Annotated in this window: 12 protein-coding genes; 9 read left to right on the top strand and 3 right to left on the bottom strand. The window is 37.1% G+C overall.

Going from position 1 to position 14892, the window contains the following annotated elements; translation table 11 throughout:
* Positions 1-76: 76 nt before the first annotated feature.
* From IWB64_RS10385 to IWB64_RS10350, 8 genes are all read left to right on the top strand, one after another.
* Positions 77-316, top strand: a complete 240-nt coding sequence (locus tag IWB64_RS10385) for a VF530 family protein (RefSeq protein WP_194533938.1) — start codon at positions 77-79, stop codon at positions 314-316.
* An 8-nt stretch (positions 317-324) separates the two neighbouring features.
* A complete protein-coding gene (locus IWB64_RS10380; protein WP_194533937.1) occupies positions 325-777 on the top strand; it encodes a tRNA (cytidine(34)-2'-O)-methyltransferase in 453 nt (150 codons plus the stop codon).
* A 134-nt stretch (positions 778-911) separates the two neighbouring features.
* Entirely contained in the window at positions 912-1931 is a 1020-nt protein-coding gene (locus IWB64_RS10375) for an adenosine deaminase (RefSeq protein WP_194533936.1), read from the top strand.
* 96 nt (positions 1932-2027) lie between these two features.
* Complete coding sequence (gene rpe, locus IWB64_RS10370) at positions 2028-2708, top strand: ribulose-phosphate 3-epimerase (protein ID WP_194533935.1); 681 nt, start codon at positions 2028-2030, stop codon at positions 2706-2708.
* Positions 2687-3667 (top strand): YpdA family putative bacillithiol disulfide reductase, encoded by a 981-nt coding sequence (locus IWB64_RS10365; protein WP_194533934.1) that lies wholly within the window; start codon positions 2687-2689, stop codon positions 3665-3667. Before rpe ends, IWB64_RS10365 begins: the two co-directional genes overlap by 22 nt.
* Positions 3668-3768: 101 nt before the next feature.
* Complete coding sequence (locus IWB64_RS10360; RefSeq protein WP_194533933.1) at positions 3769-4263, top strand: hypothetical protein; 495 nt, start codon at positions 3769-3771, stop codon at positions 4261-4263.
* A 79-nt stretch (positions 4264-4342) separates the two neighbouring features.
* The gene (locus IWB64_RS10355) at positions 4343-6262 is read left to right on the top strand and encodes a tetratricopeptide repeat-containing sensor histidine kinase (protein WP_226975855.1); all 1920 of its coding nucleotides are present in this window, start codon (positions 4343-4345) and stop codon (positions 6260-6262) included.
* A complete protein-coding gene (locus tag IWB64_RS10350) occupies positions 6252-6896 on the top strand; it encodes a response regulator (protein ID WP_194533932.1) in 645 nt (214 codons plus the stop codon). Before IWB64_RS10355 ends, IWB64_RS10350 begins: the two co-directional genes overlap by 11 nt.
* Here IWB64_RS10350 and IWB64_RS10345 read toward each other — a convergent pair whose 3' ends face one another.
* The 3 genes from IWB64_RS10345 to IWB64_RS10335 form a co-directional block, all read right to left on the bottom strand.
* On the bottom strand, positions 6897-7406 hold the full coding sequence (locus IWB64_RS10345; RefSeq protein WP_194533931.1) for a hypothetical protein: 510 nt from the start codon (positions 7404-7406) through the stop codon (positions 6897-6899). It lies immediately after the preceding gene.
* 24 nt (positions 7407-7430) lie between these two features.
* Positions 7431-9812 carry an outer membrane beta-barrel family protein gene (locus tag IWB64_RS10340; protein WP_194533930.1) on the bottom strand — a complete coding sequence of 794 codons (2382 nt, stop codon included), beginning with the start codon at positions 9810-9812 and terminating at the stop codon, positions 7431-7433.
* 135 nt (positions 9813-9947) lie between these two features.
* On the bottom strand, positions 9948-11939 hold the full coding sequence (locus IWB64_RS10335) for a heavy metal translocating P-type ATPase (protein ID WP_194533929.1): 1992 nt from the start codon (positions 11937-11939) through the stop codon (positions 9948-9950).
* Positions 11940-12514: 575 nt separating this feature from the next.
* Here IWB64_RS10335 and katG point away from each other — a divergent pair.
* Complete coding sequence (gene katG, locus IWB64_RS10330) at positions 12515-14785, top strand: catalase/peroxidase HPI (protein ID WP_194533928.1); 2271 nt, start codon at positions 12515-12517, stop codon at positions 14783-14785.
* The last annotated feature ends 107 nt before the right edge of the window (positions 14786-14892 follow it).

Genomic DNA, 14892 nt, shown 5'->3' with positions numbered 1-14892 from the left:
GAAGTCAACAAAAAGAATCTATTTTTAAATAAATCATCACTTTCAAAAAACGTGGTTTTAAACTAAGAAACATCTTATGGAATCTGACAATCAAATACCCGAGGGCCAACCTAACAACCCACTACATGGGGTTAAGTTAGTTGACATTTTAGAAAAACTAACGGAAAAATACACTTGGGAAGAATTGGCAGACCGCATAAACATCAATTGCTTTAAAAGTAATCCCACGGTGAAGTCATCGCTTAAATTTTTAAGACGTACGCCATGGGCAAGAACCAAAGTAGAACAGTTATATTTAAGGTCTTTTCATAAATAGATAATTGTATGCCCTTTAACATTGTACTTGTAGAACCAGAAATACCTAATAACACCGGAAATATTGGCAGGTTGGCACTTGCGTCAGGTTCTACGCTTCATCTTATAAAGCCATTTGGTTTTGAATTAGATGACAAACGCGTAAAGCGGGCCGGTCTTGATTATTGGCAACACCTTGATTTGCGTATTTATGAGAGTCTTGAAGACTTTTTATCGCAACATGGCAACAGGAATTTGGTGTTCTTTTCTAGCCATGGCACAAAAAACCATTGGTCCATACCCTTTAAAGACGGGCAATTTCTGGTTTTTGGTAAAGAATCGGTTGGATTACCTTCTTCCCTACTCTCTTCCTATAAAAATGATTTGTATAAAATTCCATTGTATAGTGAACACGTGCGGAGTTTAAACTTGGCTAACGCAGTCGGTATTGCGGTCTATGAAGGCCTACAACACATACAATAGAAAGTAGGCCGTTCAATGGGTTACTGGTACATAATTCTCCACTTGGTAAATTGTTAAAACCTGAAACCTTTATAAAAAAACACTTAAATTGAGTGGTAAATCCCTCATTTCCAAAAACAAAATGCAATTGCTTTATGAAAGACACTTCAATCCAAGCCTTTATTCAGGATTTACCCAAAACCGAACTCCATTTACATATTGAAGGTACTTTTGAGCCTGAGCTCATGTTTAAGATTGCAAAACGAAACAACCTTACTATCCCATATGCGGATGTTGACGAACTAAAAAGAGCCTACAGTTTCAATAACCTTCAAGAGTTTCTGGATATTTACTATGCCGGAGCATCGGTGCTAATTAAAGAACAGGATTTTTACGACCTTACGTGGGCTTATTTAACAAAGGTTCATGAGCAAAATGTAAAACATGTAGAGATATTCTTTGACCCTCAAACCCATACAGATCGTAACGTTCCCTTTGAATATGTATTAAACGGAATTTATAAAGCGTTAGAAGATGGAGAAAAGCAACTAGGTATTAGTTTTAAACTCATTATGAGTTTTTTGAGACATTTAGATGAAGCATCAGCCTTTAAAACATTAGAACAGGCTTTGCCTTATAAAGACAAGATTGTGGCCGTAGGGCTTGATTCTTCAGAACTAGGTAATCCTCCATCAAAATTCAAGAACGTATTCCAAAAAGCCTTAGAAGAAGGTTTTCTGACCGTTGCCCATGCAGGCGAAGAAGGTCCTTCAGAATATATTTGGGAAGCTCTAGATTTACTCAAGGTTACACGAATAGATCATGGCAACCGTTGTCTTGATGATTCTAAATTGATAAAGCGGTTAGCAGAAGAGCAGATGCCTCTTACCCTGTGCCCTTTATCCAATCTTGAGCTTAAGGTAATTAAAGATTTAAAAGAATATCCTTTGGTTAAAATGATGGAATACAATTTACTAGTCACCATCAACTCTGATGACCCTGCCTATTTTGGGGGTTATATGAATGAAAATTTTGGGGGTATAGCCAAGGCTTTAAACCTTTCTAAAACGCAAATTGCCGAATTGGCCAAAAACGGATTTAAAGCGAGTTGGTTATCCGACGAGAAAAAAGAAAGCTATTTAAACGAAATTGAATCGCTTCTTCAGAATAACTAATACTGCAGCAACATTGGCCGGTCTTTAGCTGCTATTGGTTATCCCGTAAAATCACAATTCATTACTTTTGTATAAATTCTATTTAACACAAACAAAATGAGCAAAACAAAAATTGCACCTTCTCTTCTGGCAGCCGACTTTGGCAACTTGCAGCGTGATATAGAAATGGTAAATAATAGTGATGCAGATTGGCACCATATTGATATAATGGACGGTGTTTTTGTTCCAAACATATCCTATGGAATGCCTGTGGTTAAGACTATTGCCCAGCATGCAACAAAGCCTTTAGATGTGCATTTGATGATTGTTGACCCTGACCGCTATATTAAAACTTTTGCGGAGTTAGGCGCAACATACCTTACGGTTCATTACGAAACCTGCCCTCATTTGCACAGAACCATTCAGGCCATAAAGGCAGAAGGCATGAAAGCTGGTGTGGCTTTGAATCCTCATACTAATGTGAACTTGCTTAAAAATGTCATCAAAGATTTGGACCTTGTACTTATTATGAGTGTCAATCCTGGATTTGGAGGGCAAAGTTTTATAGAAAATACGTATGAAAAGGTTCACAACATTAAAGAACTTATTAAAGAGTCTGACTCTTCTGCTTTAATAGAGGTTGATGGTGGTGTAAATTCTAAAAATGCCAAAGCACTTATAAAAGCAGGCGCAGATGTTCTTGTGGCCGGCAGCTTTATTTTTAAGACCGACGATCCAACAAAAACAATTCAGGAACTTAAAAAATCTACAGATAGATGGAGCATTTTCGAATTGTAATTATAGGAGGAGGACCAATAGGAATAGCATGTGGGCTTGAGGCCCAGAAAAAGGGTTTGAGCTACGTAATTCTTGAAAAAGGACCTATAGTAAACTCGTTGTTCAACTACCCGCAAAACATGCAGTTTTTTTCTTCTTCGGAAAAATTGGAAATAGATGATATTCCCTTTATAAGTACAGAAGCAAAACCCAAAAGAAACGAAGCTTTAGAATATTACCGAAGAATCGTTACTTCTAACAAGCTAAATATTAAACTTTTTGAAAAGGTAAAAAAAGTTGAAAAGGTTGAGAATGGGTTTTCAATCGTTTCTGAAAAAAGCAACTATACAGCAGATAAGGTAATCGTATCCACTGGGTTTTATGATTTACCCAATAAACTAAACATCCCTGGGGAAGATTTACCTAAGATTGCCCATTACTATAATGACCCACATTTTTATGCTAATCAAAAACTAGCCGTAGTAGGTGCTAGTAATTCAGCTATTGATGCCGCTCTTGAATGCTATCGCAAAGGTGCGGAAGTTACGTTAATCATAAGAGGCCATGAAGTAGGACCACGCGTAAAATATTGGGTAAGACCTGATATTATAAACCGCATTGAAGAAGGTAGTATTAAGGTGTATTATAATTCAAAATTGAAAGAAGTACGCCAAAGCGGAATCATAATTGAAACGCCAGAAGGTAACGTCTCATTAGAAAACGACTTTGTTTTAGCATTAACCGGTTATATGCCCAATTTTGAATTCTTGACGAATATGGGTGTTGAGCTTTCTAATGACGAAAAAAAACTACCTCAATATAATCCTGAAACCATGGAAACCAATGTAGCTGGTATTTACTTGGCAGGCGTTATCTGCGGTGGTATGGAAACCCATAAGTGGTTCATAGAAAACTCTAGAATACACGCCAAAATAATCATCTCTTCTATTCTAGAAGAAAAGGAAATCAGTAAAGTTTAAAATTCACATACCCCCTTTTTCAGGGGGTAACTTTTCACTGTTCTAGGTATATTTTACAGTGGTACAAAACATGACATTTGTACCAACAAAGAATCTGAACAATGAAATACATTTATCCAAAACTACTTCTTGTCTGTCTAGCTCTGGCCATCTATTCCAAAAATAAACCGGGCAAAGACAAAAAACTACCCCATTCAGAAGAAACCAAAAGATATTCATTATTGGTGCAGAGAGGTGCTTTTCATTTTGATTCATTTAAAATTACCAAAAACAAAATCTCGCACATACCCGGCATATCTTCTAATTTTGAAACCACTACTTATAACAAGAACAGTCAGTCTTTTTTAGACAGTTTGCAGACTTTAGGATTTTTCAAAAAAATAGAGGCTAATGGTTTTTGGAACCTTGAGACACATTATGGCTCAGAAACATCCTGTACCAGCCAACTTATAGTGACGCTAACTACTAATGAGAAGTCAAAAACCGTAATTTGCGATGATTACCAGACGGATTGTCCCAAGCTCATAAAATATATAGAACAAAAAGTTGTTGAATTGGAAGGAAACGATTTAAAACGAATCTACTTACCAGGATAAAACCATACTACTGAAAACAAAATATAAATTTTATATTACTCCTGTACTGGGCTTATACAAGCTTTGCAGCTTAGCAATTTTGCTCTGCTTTTCTAATCTATATGCTCAAGAAGCAAGCAAAGATTCGGCAAATACAGACCGTCCGCAACGGGTTACCTTTTCTACGATTCCTAACACAAGGGAAGACTCGTTATCTCCCTACTACGAAGCATTGAAAAATGCAGATTATGGAAGTCAGCGGTTTTCTGTTTTTGAGCAATTGGCAGAACAGCATATCAAAAAAGGAAATACAGATTCTATTTTACATTATGGCAACCTTTACGTAAAAGAACTGGGTAACTGGGAAAAATCGGATGCCTCCAAGAACTTACATTATGCCAAAGCCCATTACTTTTTGGGTATAGGAAGTCATTTTAATGGGCTTCTAGATAAATCTATTGAATGGCACATTAAAGGCTTGCAAGATGCAGAAGCGGCAAATTCAAATGAATATCAATACAAGAATAAAATAGGTCTTGCCCATAATTATATTTTAAAATCAGAAGCAGATAAAGCCATTGCTATGCTCACCAAAGCAATAACTAATTTTGGTACTGAGTTTCCTGAACAGACCATACAAGCTCGTATTTTATTGGGCAACGCTTATCTTAGGAAGCAGGCCTACGTACGCGCTAAGAAAGAATTTGATGAAGGGTTACGCATGGCCACAGACTTCAAAGATTTAGAAAAAGAACTGACTGTAAAATTAGAAATCGCCAAACTTGCGGAGGCACAAGCAGACTATGAGAAAGCATTTGAAGGTTATGAATCTGTTCGAAATGAAGCGCTTTCCAATAGTTTTACCGCCATTTATTTTGAAGGTTCCCTACTATTAGGCAGACTGTATTATAAGGAAGAAATGTATGAAACCGCCAATATAGCATTAAGCGTTGCCTACATTAACGCTATAAACCGTGAAAATTTGCAGTTTCAAAGAGAAGCATTACTTGTACAAGCCCAAAGTTTTTCTAAGCTAGAAGACTATAAAAATGCTTACGCCATAATGACCCAACTTTTTGGTGTGAACAACCAAATTAGTACCAAACAGCAGCGCGAAATTATAAAAGAACTTGAGATACAATACGAAACCCTTCAGAAAGAGAAAGCAATTTCTAGCCTAGAGGAAGATCAAATAGAAAAAGCCGCTGAACTTGAAAGACAAAAAACCATCAAAAACGCTTTTCTCATTGGCTTCTTAATTATATTGATTCCTGTAATTGCACTACTCTATGTCTACTATCAAAAAATACAGACACAAAGTGAACTGACCAAAAAGCAAGAAGAAATAAACAAGCAAAAAGTCACCTCGCTAAAACAAGAACAAGAATTAAACCTCATCAAAGCCGCTATTGAAGGGCAAGACGAAGAACGGAAAAGAATTGCCCAAGAATTACATGATAGCATTGGTGGAAACCTAGCAGGAATAAAACTGCAGGTATCTACTATGGCCAGTGATTCTAATAAATGGAAAGAGATTAATGGCCAGTTAGATGAAACCTACCAATTGGTTCGGGATATATCTCACACGCTTATTCCAAAGAAATTTAAGCAACATGCTTTTACAGATTTGATTCGGGAATACATAAAATCGATTTCAAGCAGCGGAAAAATAAAAATTGGTTTTTATCCGCATCCAGAAGTAGATATAAATGCGTTGGACGAAAAAGTCCAAATGGAGCTTTATAAAGTGGTTCAAGAGTTGATGACCAATACACTTAAACACGCGGAGGCCAGTAATGTAGACATACACCTTAGTTTGCTTAATAAAGAGCTGTCACTTCTTTTTGAAGACGACGGACAAGGATTTGATGTTTCGGAAGTTAAGGAAGGCATTGGTTTTGAAAACATACGCAGTAGAATCAACCAATTAAACGGTTCACTTCACATCGACTCATCAAAAAATAGGGGTACCGTGATTTCCATAGAAATCCCCATAAAAACAACATCCCATGAAATATAATCTCATCATTGCAGATGACCATAAAATGTTCATTGATGGTCTACTGAGCATCTTGAGCGACGCACCTGAATTTTCAGTAACTACTACAGCCAAAAATGGAGCGCAAGTCATCAAATACCTTGAAATTAATGGAACCAATGAGCTTCACCTATTGATTACCGACCTCAGCATGCCAGAAATGGACGGAATTGAGCTAAACCGTATGGTAAAAGAAAAGTACCCTAACCTAAAGACCTTAGTAGTAAGTATGCATATTGATGGAGGTATGATCGAGAAACTTATTCAAAACAATGTAGATGGTTATGTACCCAAAAATGCCGAAAAAGAAGAACTTTTAACTGCTATGCGGACTATAGTTAAAGGTGAAAAATATTTTTCGCAGGAAATAAAACGCGCCTATACCAATGCTATGTTCGAGAACAAAAAGCAAGAAGAGGTAAACCTTACAGACCGCGAAAAACAAGTGCTAAAACTTATTGCCAATGAATATACTACGCAAGAAATTGCAGATGAACTTTTTCTAAGCAAGCACACTATAGAAAGTTACCGTAAAAATCTCATATCAAAATTACAAGTGAAAAATTTAGCCGGACTAACCAAGCATGCTATTAAAATAGGTCTTCTAGATTCTTAGTTAAACAAAGAGTAGAATAAGCGTAAGCACGAGTCCGCCTAAAGCAAAATAAAGACCTTTCTTAAATATAGGAGCACTAGGCCTGAACATCCAAAATGCAGATATTACAAAGAACAACAGTGACGCTCCAAAGAAAATATTCAGAAAAAACAAAGGCTGGCTAGAAGTTGCCTTATGTATTTTGGTCATTTTACCTATTACGAAAGGCAGCTTTTTCTCTGTATATGATGCAACCCCAGTTTTGCTATTATAAGAACCACCTTCAAAATAAATGATGCCTCCCTCTTCTTTTTCTACCTCAAAATGTTTGATTTTAAGAGCCTTTCCTACATCATCAGCTTTTATGTTGGGTTTTAATGTTTTCTCTGCCGCAACTTCACTCTTAAGAAAATCGGTATCCCTGAAAATTAGAATTATACCGCTAATTGCGTACATAGCCATTATACCAGCTAAGAAAAAACCTAGATATCTGTGGTAGGTACGCATTTTTTCTTCCGTTTTTCTTCCCATTATTTTTACTATTTATTAATTGGTTTATCTTCTTCTACCAGAGTATTCCATGGCCTCGCCTTTTCCAAAACCATAACTGAAGCCAAAAGTAATAAACCTACCACGTTGTCTATGGCTGTAAGTTGAAAAAGTTTCTTGTAAAGTTTCTGTTTCATTTACCCGCGAAGCAAATAAATCCCTCACACTAAAATTTACTACGCCTTTTCCTTTCAATATTTTCTTGCGTGCACCTAGATCTAAAAATAAGTTATCGCTCGTGTTTCCTTGTACTGTTTCATAACTACTTTGGTAATTCCCGGTAGCTTCAAAATCAATATCTGCAGGTAGTTTAATTTTAGTCATCACTTTAGCAGACCACCTATCCGCATTAAAATCAAATACTTGCGTATCTAAACTCCCCTCCCTTACAAATCTATTATAGTTTAAATCACTAGTAATTGAAAACCATTTTAAAGGGCTATACTTTCCATTGAACTCTATACCCGTGGCCTTGTTCGTGCCAATGTTTTCTGGTTTGCTAATGGTAACATCATCTTCATAGGTATAAATAGATTCAATTACCTCTGTTGTGTAACGGTGATAAACACTAAAATTAAGTGATGCTTTACCCAAAACATAAATACTGGTAACCTCATAAGAATCTGTATATTCTGGTTGTAAGTCTGGATTACCTTGGCGGATATTAAAGTTATTTCTAATATTGAAGAAAGGATTCAAATCCCACAAATCTGGTCTATATACTCTACGCGAATATCCTGCCTGCATAGAAACCCTATCACTAAATTTATACGAAGAATGGGCACTTGGAAAGAGGTTGGTATACTTCTGATCATTCTTCTGATCTGTATTTTTCAATAAGGTATTAAGGTTTGTATTTTCCATACGAACACCAGCTTTAACACCCCATTTTTCACCTTCGTATGCTCCGGTACCATAAGCTGCTAAAACCTTTTGGTCATATTCAAACACATTGGTCAAACCTTCATTGGAGACAAAAATGTCATTTTCTAAATCATCAACTTCGTAATCATTGCTTACATCGTTCATTACATATTGACCACCAACCTCCATAGTCCATTGTTCATTGAACGGACGAGTGTAATCTAATTTAAAAGTATACTCAGCTTCCTTAAACTCTGTTCGGGTTCGTTGTTTAGCATCACTATCATCACCAGAAATAGTTACGTCGTCAAAATCGGAAGATTGATCCTTACCAAAAAAATTCCCCAATGCACTAAATAAAAGGTCATGATCTTCATGGTCTTTAAAATCGCTTTTATATTGAAGCTCATACTGATATTTAGGGTTGGTAGCTTCAGTAGTTTCTGTACGTTCCCATTCGGAAACTAATTGGTTATCTGCATCTCTAGATTCATAATTGGTTTGCGAAGGCTGATCTTCTATTTCATAGGCAAAATTCCCAGAAAGGGTCAATACATTGTTTTCATTGATGTAATAGTCCGTGCCAAGAATAATATTATAAAACTCTTCATTTCTAAACTCCTCTCCTATTGAAGAAATGGACGTACCGTCTATCAGGTTTCGGTTAATGTTTTCCGTATCGTTAGGTAATTCCCGATAACCAGCGCCCAGCTGACTAAATAGATTAAAGCGTTCCGTACGGCGATTTAAACTTAATCCAAAACTATGATTGTCCGGTGAACCTGTGTTTAGACTTATAGAACCGTTAAAGCCTTCCCGCTCTTCTTTTTTTATGACGATATTGATTATTCCCGAAGTACCCTCTGCATCATATTTAGCAGAAGGATTGGTAATAACCTCTACCCTCTCTATCATATCTGAGGTAATCGTTCCCAAAGCATTTCCACCCTCGCCGGTAAGAATTGAAGGTTTTCCATTTATTAACACTTGTACTCCTTGACTTCCGCGTAAGCTAATCTGTCCTTCAATATTTACATTTACCGATGGTACATTATTCAAAACCTCTAATGCACTTGCCCCAGTACTACTAATATCCTTGCCTACATTAAATACGCGCTTATCTAATTTGAATTGTGTTCTTGATACTTCCCCTTCAACAACAACTTCTGAAAGCTGTTGAGCATCTTGATTCAATTTTACTTGCCCCATATCAATAACTCCGTTTGCGGGCACGAGATTGTCGAACCTTTTTTTCTCAAAGCCAATAAAACTAATTTCAATAAAGTAGTTCTGAGCAACAGTCTTTAAACTAAATGTACCGTCATCTAAAGTGGTAGTACCTGTAATTCCCTTTTGTGTGGTTTTATCTCCTATTAAAACTGTAGCGAAAGCCACTGGTTGCCCACTAGATTGTTCAACGACAGTTCCTACAATTTCAATCTCACCATCCTGGGCAAGATTTATGTTTGTAATCAGTAACGCCAAAAACAGGGTAAAAAAAGTGGAGTTAAGTTTTAAATGCATGGTATGGGTTGTTTGGAATATAAAAATGCATTAAAAAAACCATCCCACAGAACTCAATAACAGCAATTTAACAATTTTAACAATCTTGCTCTAGCCTGAGAAAACCAGTACATTAAAGGAATTTTAGCTATAGTATTAATCCCATTTCATATGCTGCAAACGCACTGCATTTAAAATAGCAAGTATAGCTACACCAACATCGGCAAAAACAGCTTCCCACATAGTAGCAATTCCAATAGCACCAAGAAATAGAACAATTGCCTTAACCCCAAATGCTAAGCCAATATTCTGCCATACTATTTTACGTGTTGATTTGCCAATGGCAATGGCCTGTGCCACCTTGCTAGGTTGATCTGTTTGAATAATTATATCCGCTGTTTCTATGGCTACATCACTTCCCAAACCACCCATAGCAATACCAACATCACTCGCGGCCAATACGGGCGCATCATTGATACCATCTCCAATAAAAGCTACTAATGCACCGGGTATATTTTTTAAGTTTTCCACTTCATTCAGTTTCTCTTCTGGCAACAATCCGCCTTTGGCATTATTAATTTCAAGTTCTTTTGCTACTTCCTGAGTAATTGAATCCTTATCTCCAGAAAGCATTATGATATTTGAAATACCTGCTTTTTTTATTTCTTCTATAGCCCTATGGGCATCGTCTTTAAGTTCATCGGCAATAGTAACGTAGCCAGAAAACTTGTCATCTATACCTACCATCACCATAGTTTCTACAATGGCCCGCGTTTCTTCAGGAATTGTAATTCCGTGAGCTTCCATTAAAGCTTTATTACCTACCAATACATTTCTGCCATTAACAGTACCTTTTAATCCCTTTCCCGCAATTTCTGAAACCTTGGTAGCTATATAATTCCCTGCTTCATCTTGTTTATAGGCTAAAATGGCTTTTGCTATGGGGTGTGTTGATTGGGATTCCATAGCCATGAGATAATCCATAAAGTCCTTATTATAGGACGCACTGCCCTCTACTTTAGCTCCGCCAGAGACAACTATGTCCTTGATTTTAAAAACACCTTTTGTAACGGTACCTGTTTTATCCATCGCTACCGTGTTAATTTTTGTCATAGTATCTAAAAAGGAAGCACCTTTAAATAGAATACCATTGCGGGAGGCCGCACCTAACCCACCAAAATACCCAAGAGGAATTGAAATAACCAATGCACAAGGACAAGAAACCACTAAGAAAATAAGTGCACGATACAACCAATCCTCAAATACATAATCCTCAACAAAAAAGAATGGTAATAAGGTTAGGCCTATAGCCAAGAAAACAACGATTGGCGTATAAATTTTAGCAAATTTCCGAATGAACAGTTCCGTTTTGGACTTTCTTGCCGTAGCATTTTGCACCATGTCTAGAATACGGGCAATGGAACTATCCTTAAACTCTTTAGTAGTTTCTACCTCAATTACGCCATCTAGATTAACACTACCTTCAAATACTTTCTCTCCTTTGGTAATTGATGCTGGTTTACTTTCTCCTGAAATAGCAGCAGTATTCAAACTAGCCCTATTAGACAACAATTTACCATCCAACGGAATTTTCTCTCCCACACGCACTTGCAATCGCTCCCCCACTAATACAGTTTCGGGAGCAACGGTTACGTAGTTGCCATTTCTTAATACATGAGCAGATTTTGGCCTAACATCCAACAAAGCTTGAATGTTACCTTTTGCACGCGAAACTGCTGCATCTTGAAACAATTCTCCCACCGCATAAAAGAGCATTACGGCAACCCCTTCTGGATATTCACCAATGGCAAAAGCTCCAATAGTTGCAATAGACATTAAAAAAAACTCTGTAAAAAAACTCCCTTTTAGAATATTATTCCATCCCAACTTTACCACAGGGAATCCCACAGGGATATAGGCAACTGAATACCATATTATTCTTACCCAACCCTTAAAGAAGACCACATTAAAATAATCTAATGCAATACCAATCATCAATAAAATAAAACTACCTATTGCAGGAATATATTGCTTAAACCCATTTGTTGCATTCCCATGGTCGTGACCATGGTCATGGTTACCACAACAATTTTCATTATCTCCAGGAGTGGTAGTATTTTTTGAAGTTATATTTTTCTTAGTTGCCATCATTACTACATTTATCCATTCAGAATTACAAAACCAAATTTCAGCTGATCCATAAGAAAGTATACTAATACTAATCTGGAGTCTCTAAAACAAGAATTTTTACCTCAAAATGAATTTAAAATTACAACCCTCTACCAAACAAATAGCCAAACAATACTTTTTTCACACATCATTAACATAAGAAATCTTGCTTTGCAGATTAGGTTTTAACTAGATGTACTAATTCTACTAAAAAGTCACTTATTTCTGGGGTCGTTGAAAACCGGACTTTCATTGATACTCCAGGAAAAACTAAAGAAGCCATATTAAAATAGTTCCAAAAATACATGAGGATTTAGTTATCTAAGTTGTATTTATTTTAGTATTGAAAGGAATTATTTTCATCTTCCTGATATTTTTACTTTAATTTTAAGGGGTAAGTTGGTTTACCATTAGCATTAATTATGAAATATTAATTTTCTATAAAAAATACTTATAGTTGGATAAAATATGAAAATAACTTAATCGAATTTATAAAAGACAACTAGGGTAAATTTGATGAACAAGAAATAATAAACTCCTTAAACATTTTAGATATGGAAAATGACAAACATTTGAACTCATCGGATGATGAAAGTAAATGCCCTCATCACCAAGAACAAGCTTCACCTATTTCAGAAGAAAACAATGAACACTCACACAGCCATGGTTCTGCGGGAGGCAAATGTCCTGTAATGCATGGAGGAAACACATCAACCAAAGCAAATGTTATGGATTGGTGGCCCAATGCACTTAATCTTGATATTTTGCATCAACGTGATACCAAAATAAATCCTTTAGGTCAAGATTTTGATTACCATGAAGAGCTTAAGAAATTAGATATTGAAGCTCTTAAAAAAGACATGCATGCTTTAATGACGGATAGCCAAGATTGGTGGCCTGCAGATTGGGGTCATTATGGAGGTTTGTTTATACGCTTGTCTTGGCACTCTGCTGGTACGTACCGTACATCTGATGGTCGCGGTGGCGGCGGTTCAGGTAATCAGCGTTTTGCACCTCTAAATTCTTGGCCGGATAATGTTAGCTTGGACAAGGCAAGAAGATTATTATGGCCAATCAAAAAAAAATATGGCAATAAAATTAGTTGGGCAGATTTAATAGTTTTGGCAGGAACCATAGCCTATGAAGATATGGGATTAAAAACCTATGGCTTTGGCTTTGGACGTGAAGATATCTGGAGTCCTGAAACAGACACCTATTGGGGAGCCGAAAAAGAATGGTTGGCCCCTAGTGATGAGCGTTATGACAACGTAGATAAACCTTCAACTATGGAAAACCCTTTAGCCGCGGTACAAATGGGGCTAATTTATGTAAATCCAGAAGGTGTTAACGGAAAACAAGACCCTTTAAAAACAGCTGCTCAAATACGTGAAACTTTTGCACGTATGGCAATGAACGATGAAGAAACCGTTGCTTTAACGGCAGGCGGACATACAGTTGGAAAAACTCACGGTAATGGCGATGCCAGTATTTTAGGCCCAGAACCTGAAGCTGCAAGCGTAGAGGAGCAAGGTTTAGGCTGGAGTAACCCTACCAAATCAGGAAAAGGACGCTATACGGTAACTAGTGGACTAGAAGGTGCTTGGACAACCAATCCTACGAAATGGGATGGCGGCTTTTTTGAAATGTTATTTAACCATGAGTGGGAACCTCGCAAGAGCCCTGCCGGAGCTTGGCAATGGGAACCAGTAACTATTAAAGAGGAAGATAAACCTGTAGATGTTGAAGATTCTAGTATCCGTCTTAATCCAATGATGACAGATGCCGATATGGCTATGAAGGTAGACCCTATTTACAAGGACATCTCTTTAAAGTTCATGAAAGACCAGGAGTACTTCTCCGAGACTTTCGCCCGTGCTTGGTTTAAATTAACACATAGAGATATGGGACCAAAAGCCAATTACTTTGGTACAGACGTACCTCAAGAAGACTTAATTTGGCAAGACCCAATTCCTGCAGGTAAAACAGAGTATGATGTAAACGCTGTAAAAACTAAAATTGCTGCATCAGGATTATCTATTCCTGAAATGGTAAATACAGCCTGGGATAGTGCGCGTACGTACCGCGGTTCTGACATGCGCGGTGGTGCTAATGGTTCGCGTATTCGTTTAGCTCCTCAAAAAGACTGGGAAGGAAATGAACCAAAACGCTTGGCTCATGTTCTATCCGTTTTAGAGCCTATTGCTGCCGAATTCGGTATTAGTATTGCAGATACAATTGTTTTGGCAGGTAATGTGGGCATAGAGCAATCTATTAAAGCTGCAGGTCTTAATATTCCCGTTCCATTTGCACCCGGGCGTGGAGATGCTACGGATGAAATGACAGATGCTGATTCTTTTGAACCTTTAGAACCTTTAGCTGATGGTTATCGTAACTGGAGCAAAAAAGAATATGTTGTAAGTCCAGAAGAATTAATGCTAGACAGAACCCAACTAATGGGCTTAACTGCACCAGAAATGACAGTACTTGTTGGTGGTATGCGCGTGTTAGGAACAAATCACGACAACACAAAACATGGTGTTTTTACTGATAAAGTTGGTGTCTTAACCAATGATTTCTTTGTTAACCTAACTGATATGGGCAATACTTGGAAACCTACTGAAAAAGGTCTTTACGAAATTCGTGACCGTAAGACGGGAACTGTAAAGTGGACAGCTACTCGTATGGATTTAGTTTTTGGCTCCAATTCTATTTTACGTTCGTACTCCGAAGTTTACGCGCAAGATGATAGTAAAGAGAAATTTGCAAGAGACTTTGTAAAAGCCTGGACAAAGGTTATGAATGCTGATAGGTTTGATTTAAATTAGAAAACTACAGCAAGTAATTTATTAATATGTCAGCGGCTTCGGTTCTTTACCGGAGCCGCTTTTTTATGAGCCATTTTCAGAAGAGAATTTAAGTGTTTTCAGATGCT

This window comes from Zobellia nedashkovskayae, from assembly GCF_015330125.1.
Lineage (GTDB): Bacteria > Bacteroidota > Bacteroidia > Flavobacteriales > Flavobacteriaceae > Zobellia > Zobellia nedashkovskayae.
This window is presented reverse-complemented; position numbering and strand designations above follow the sequence as displayed.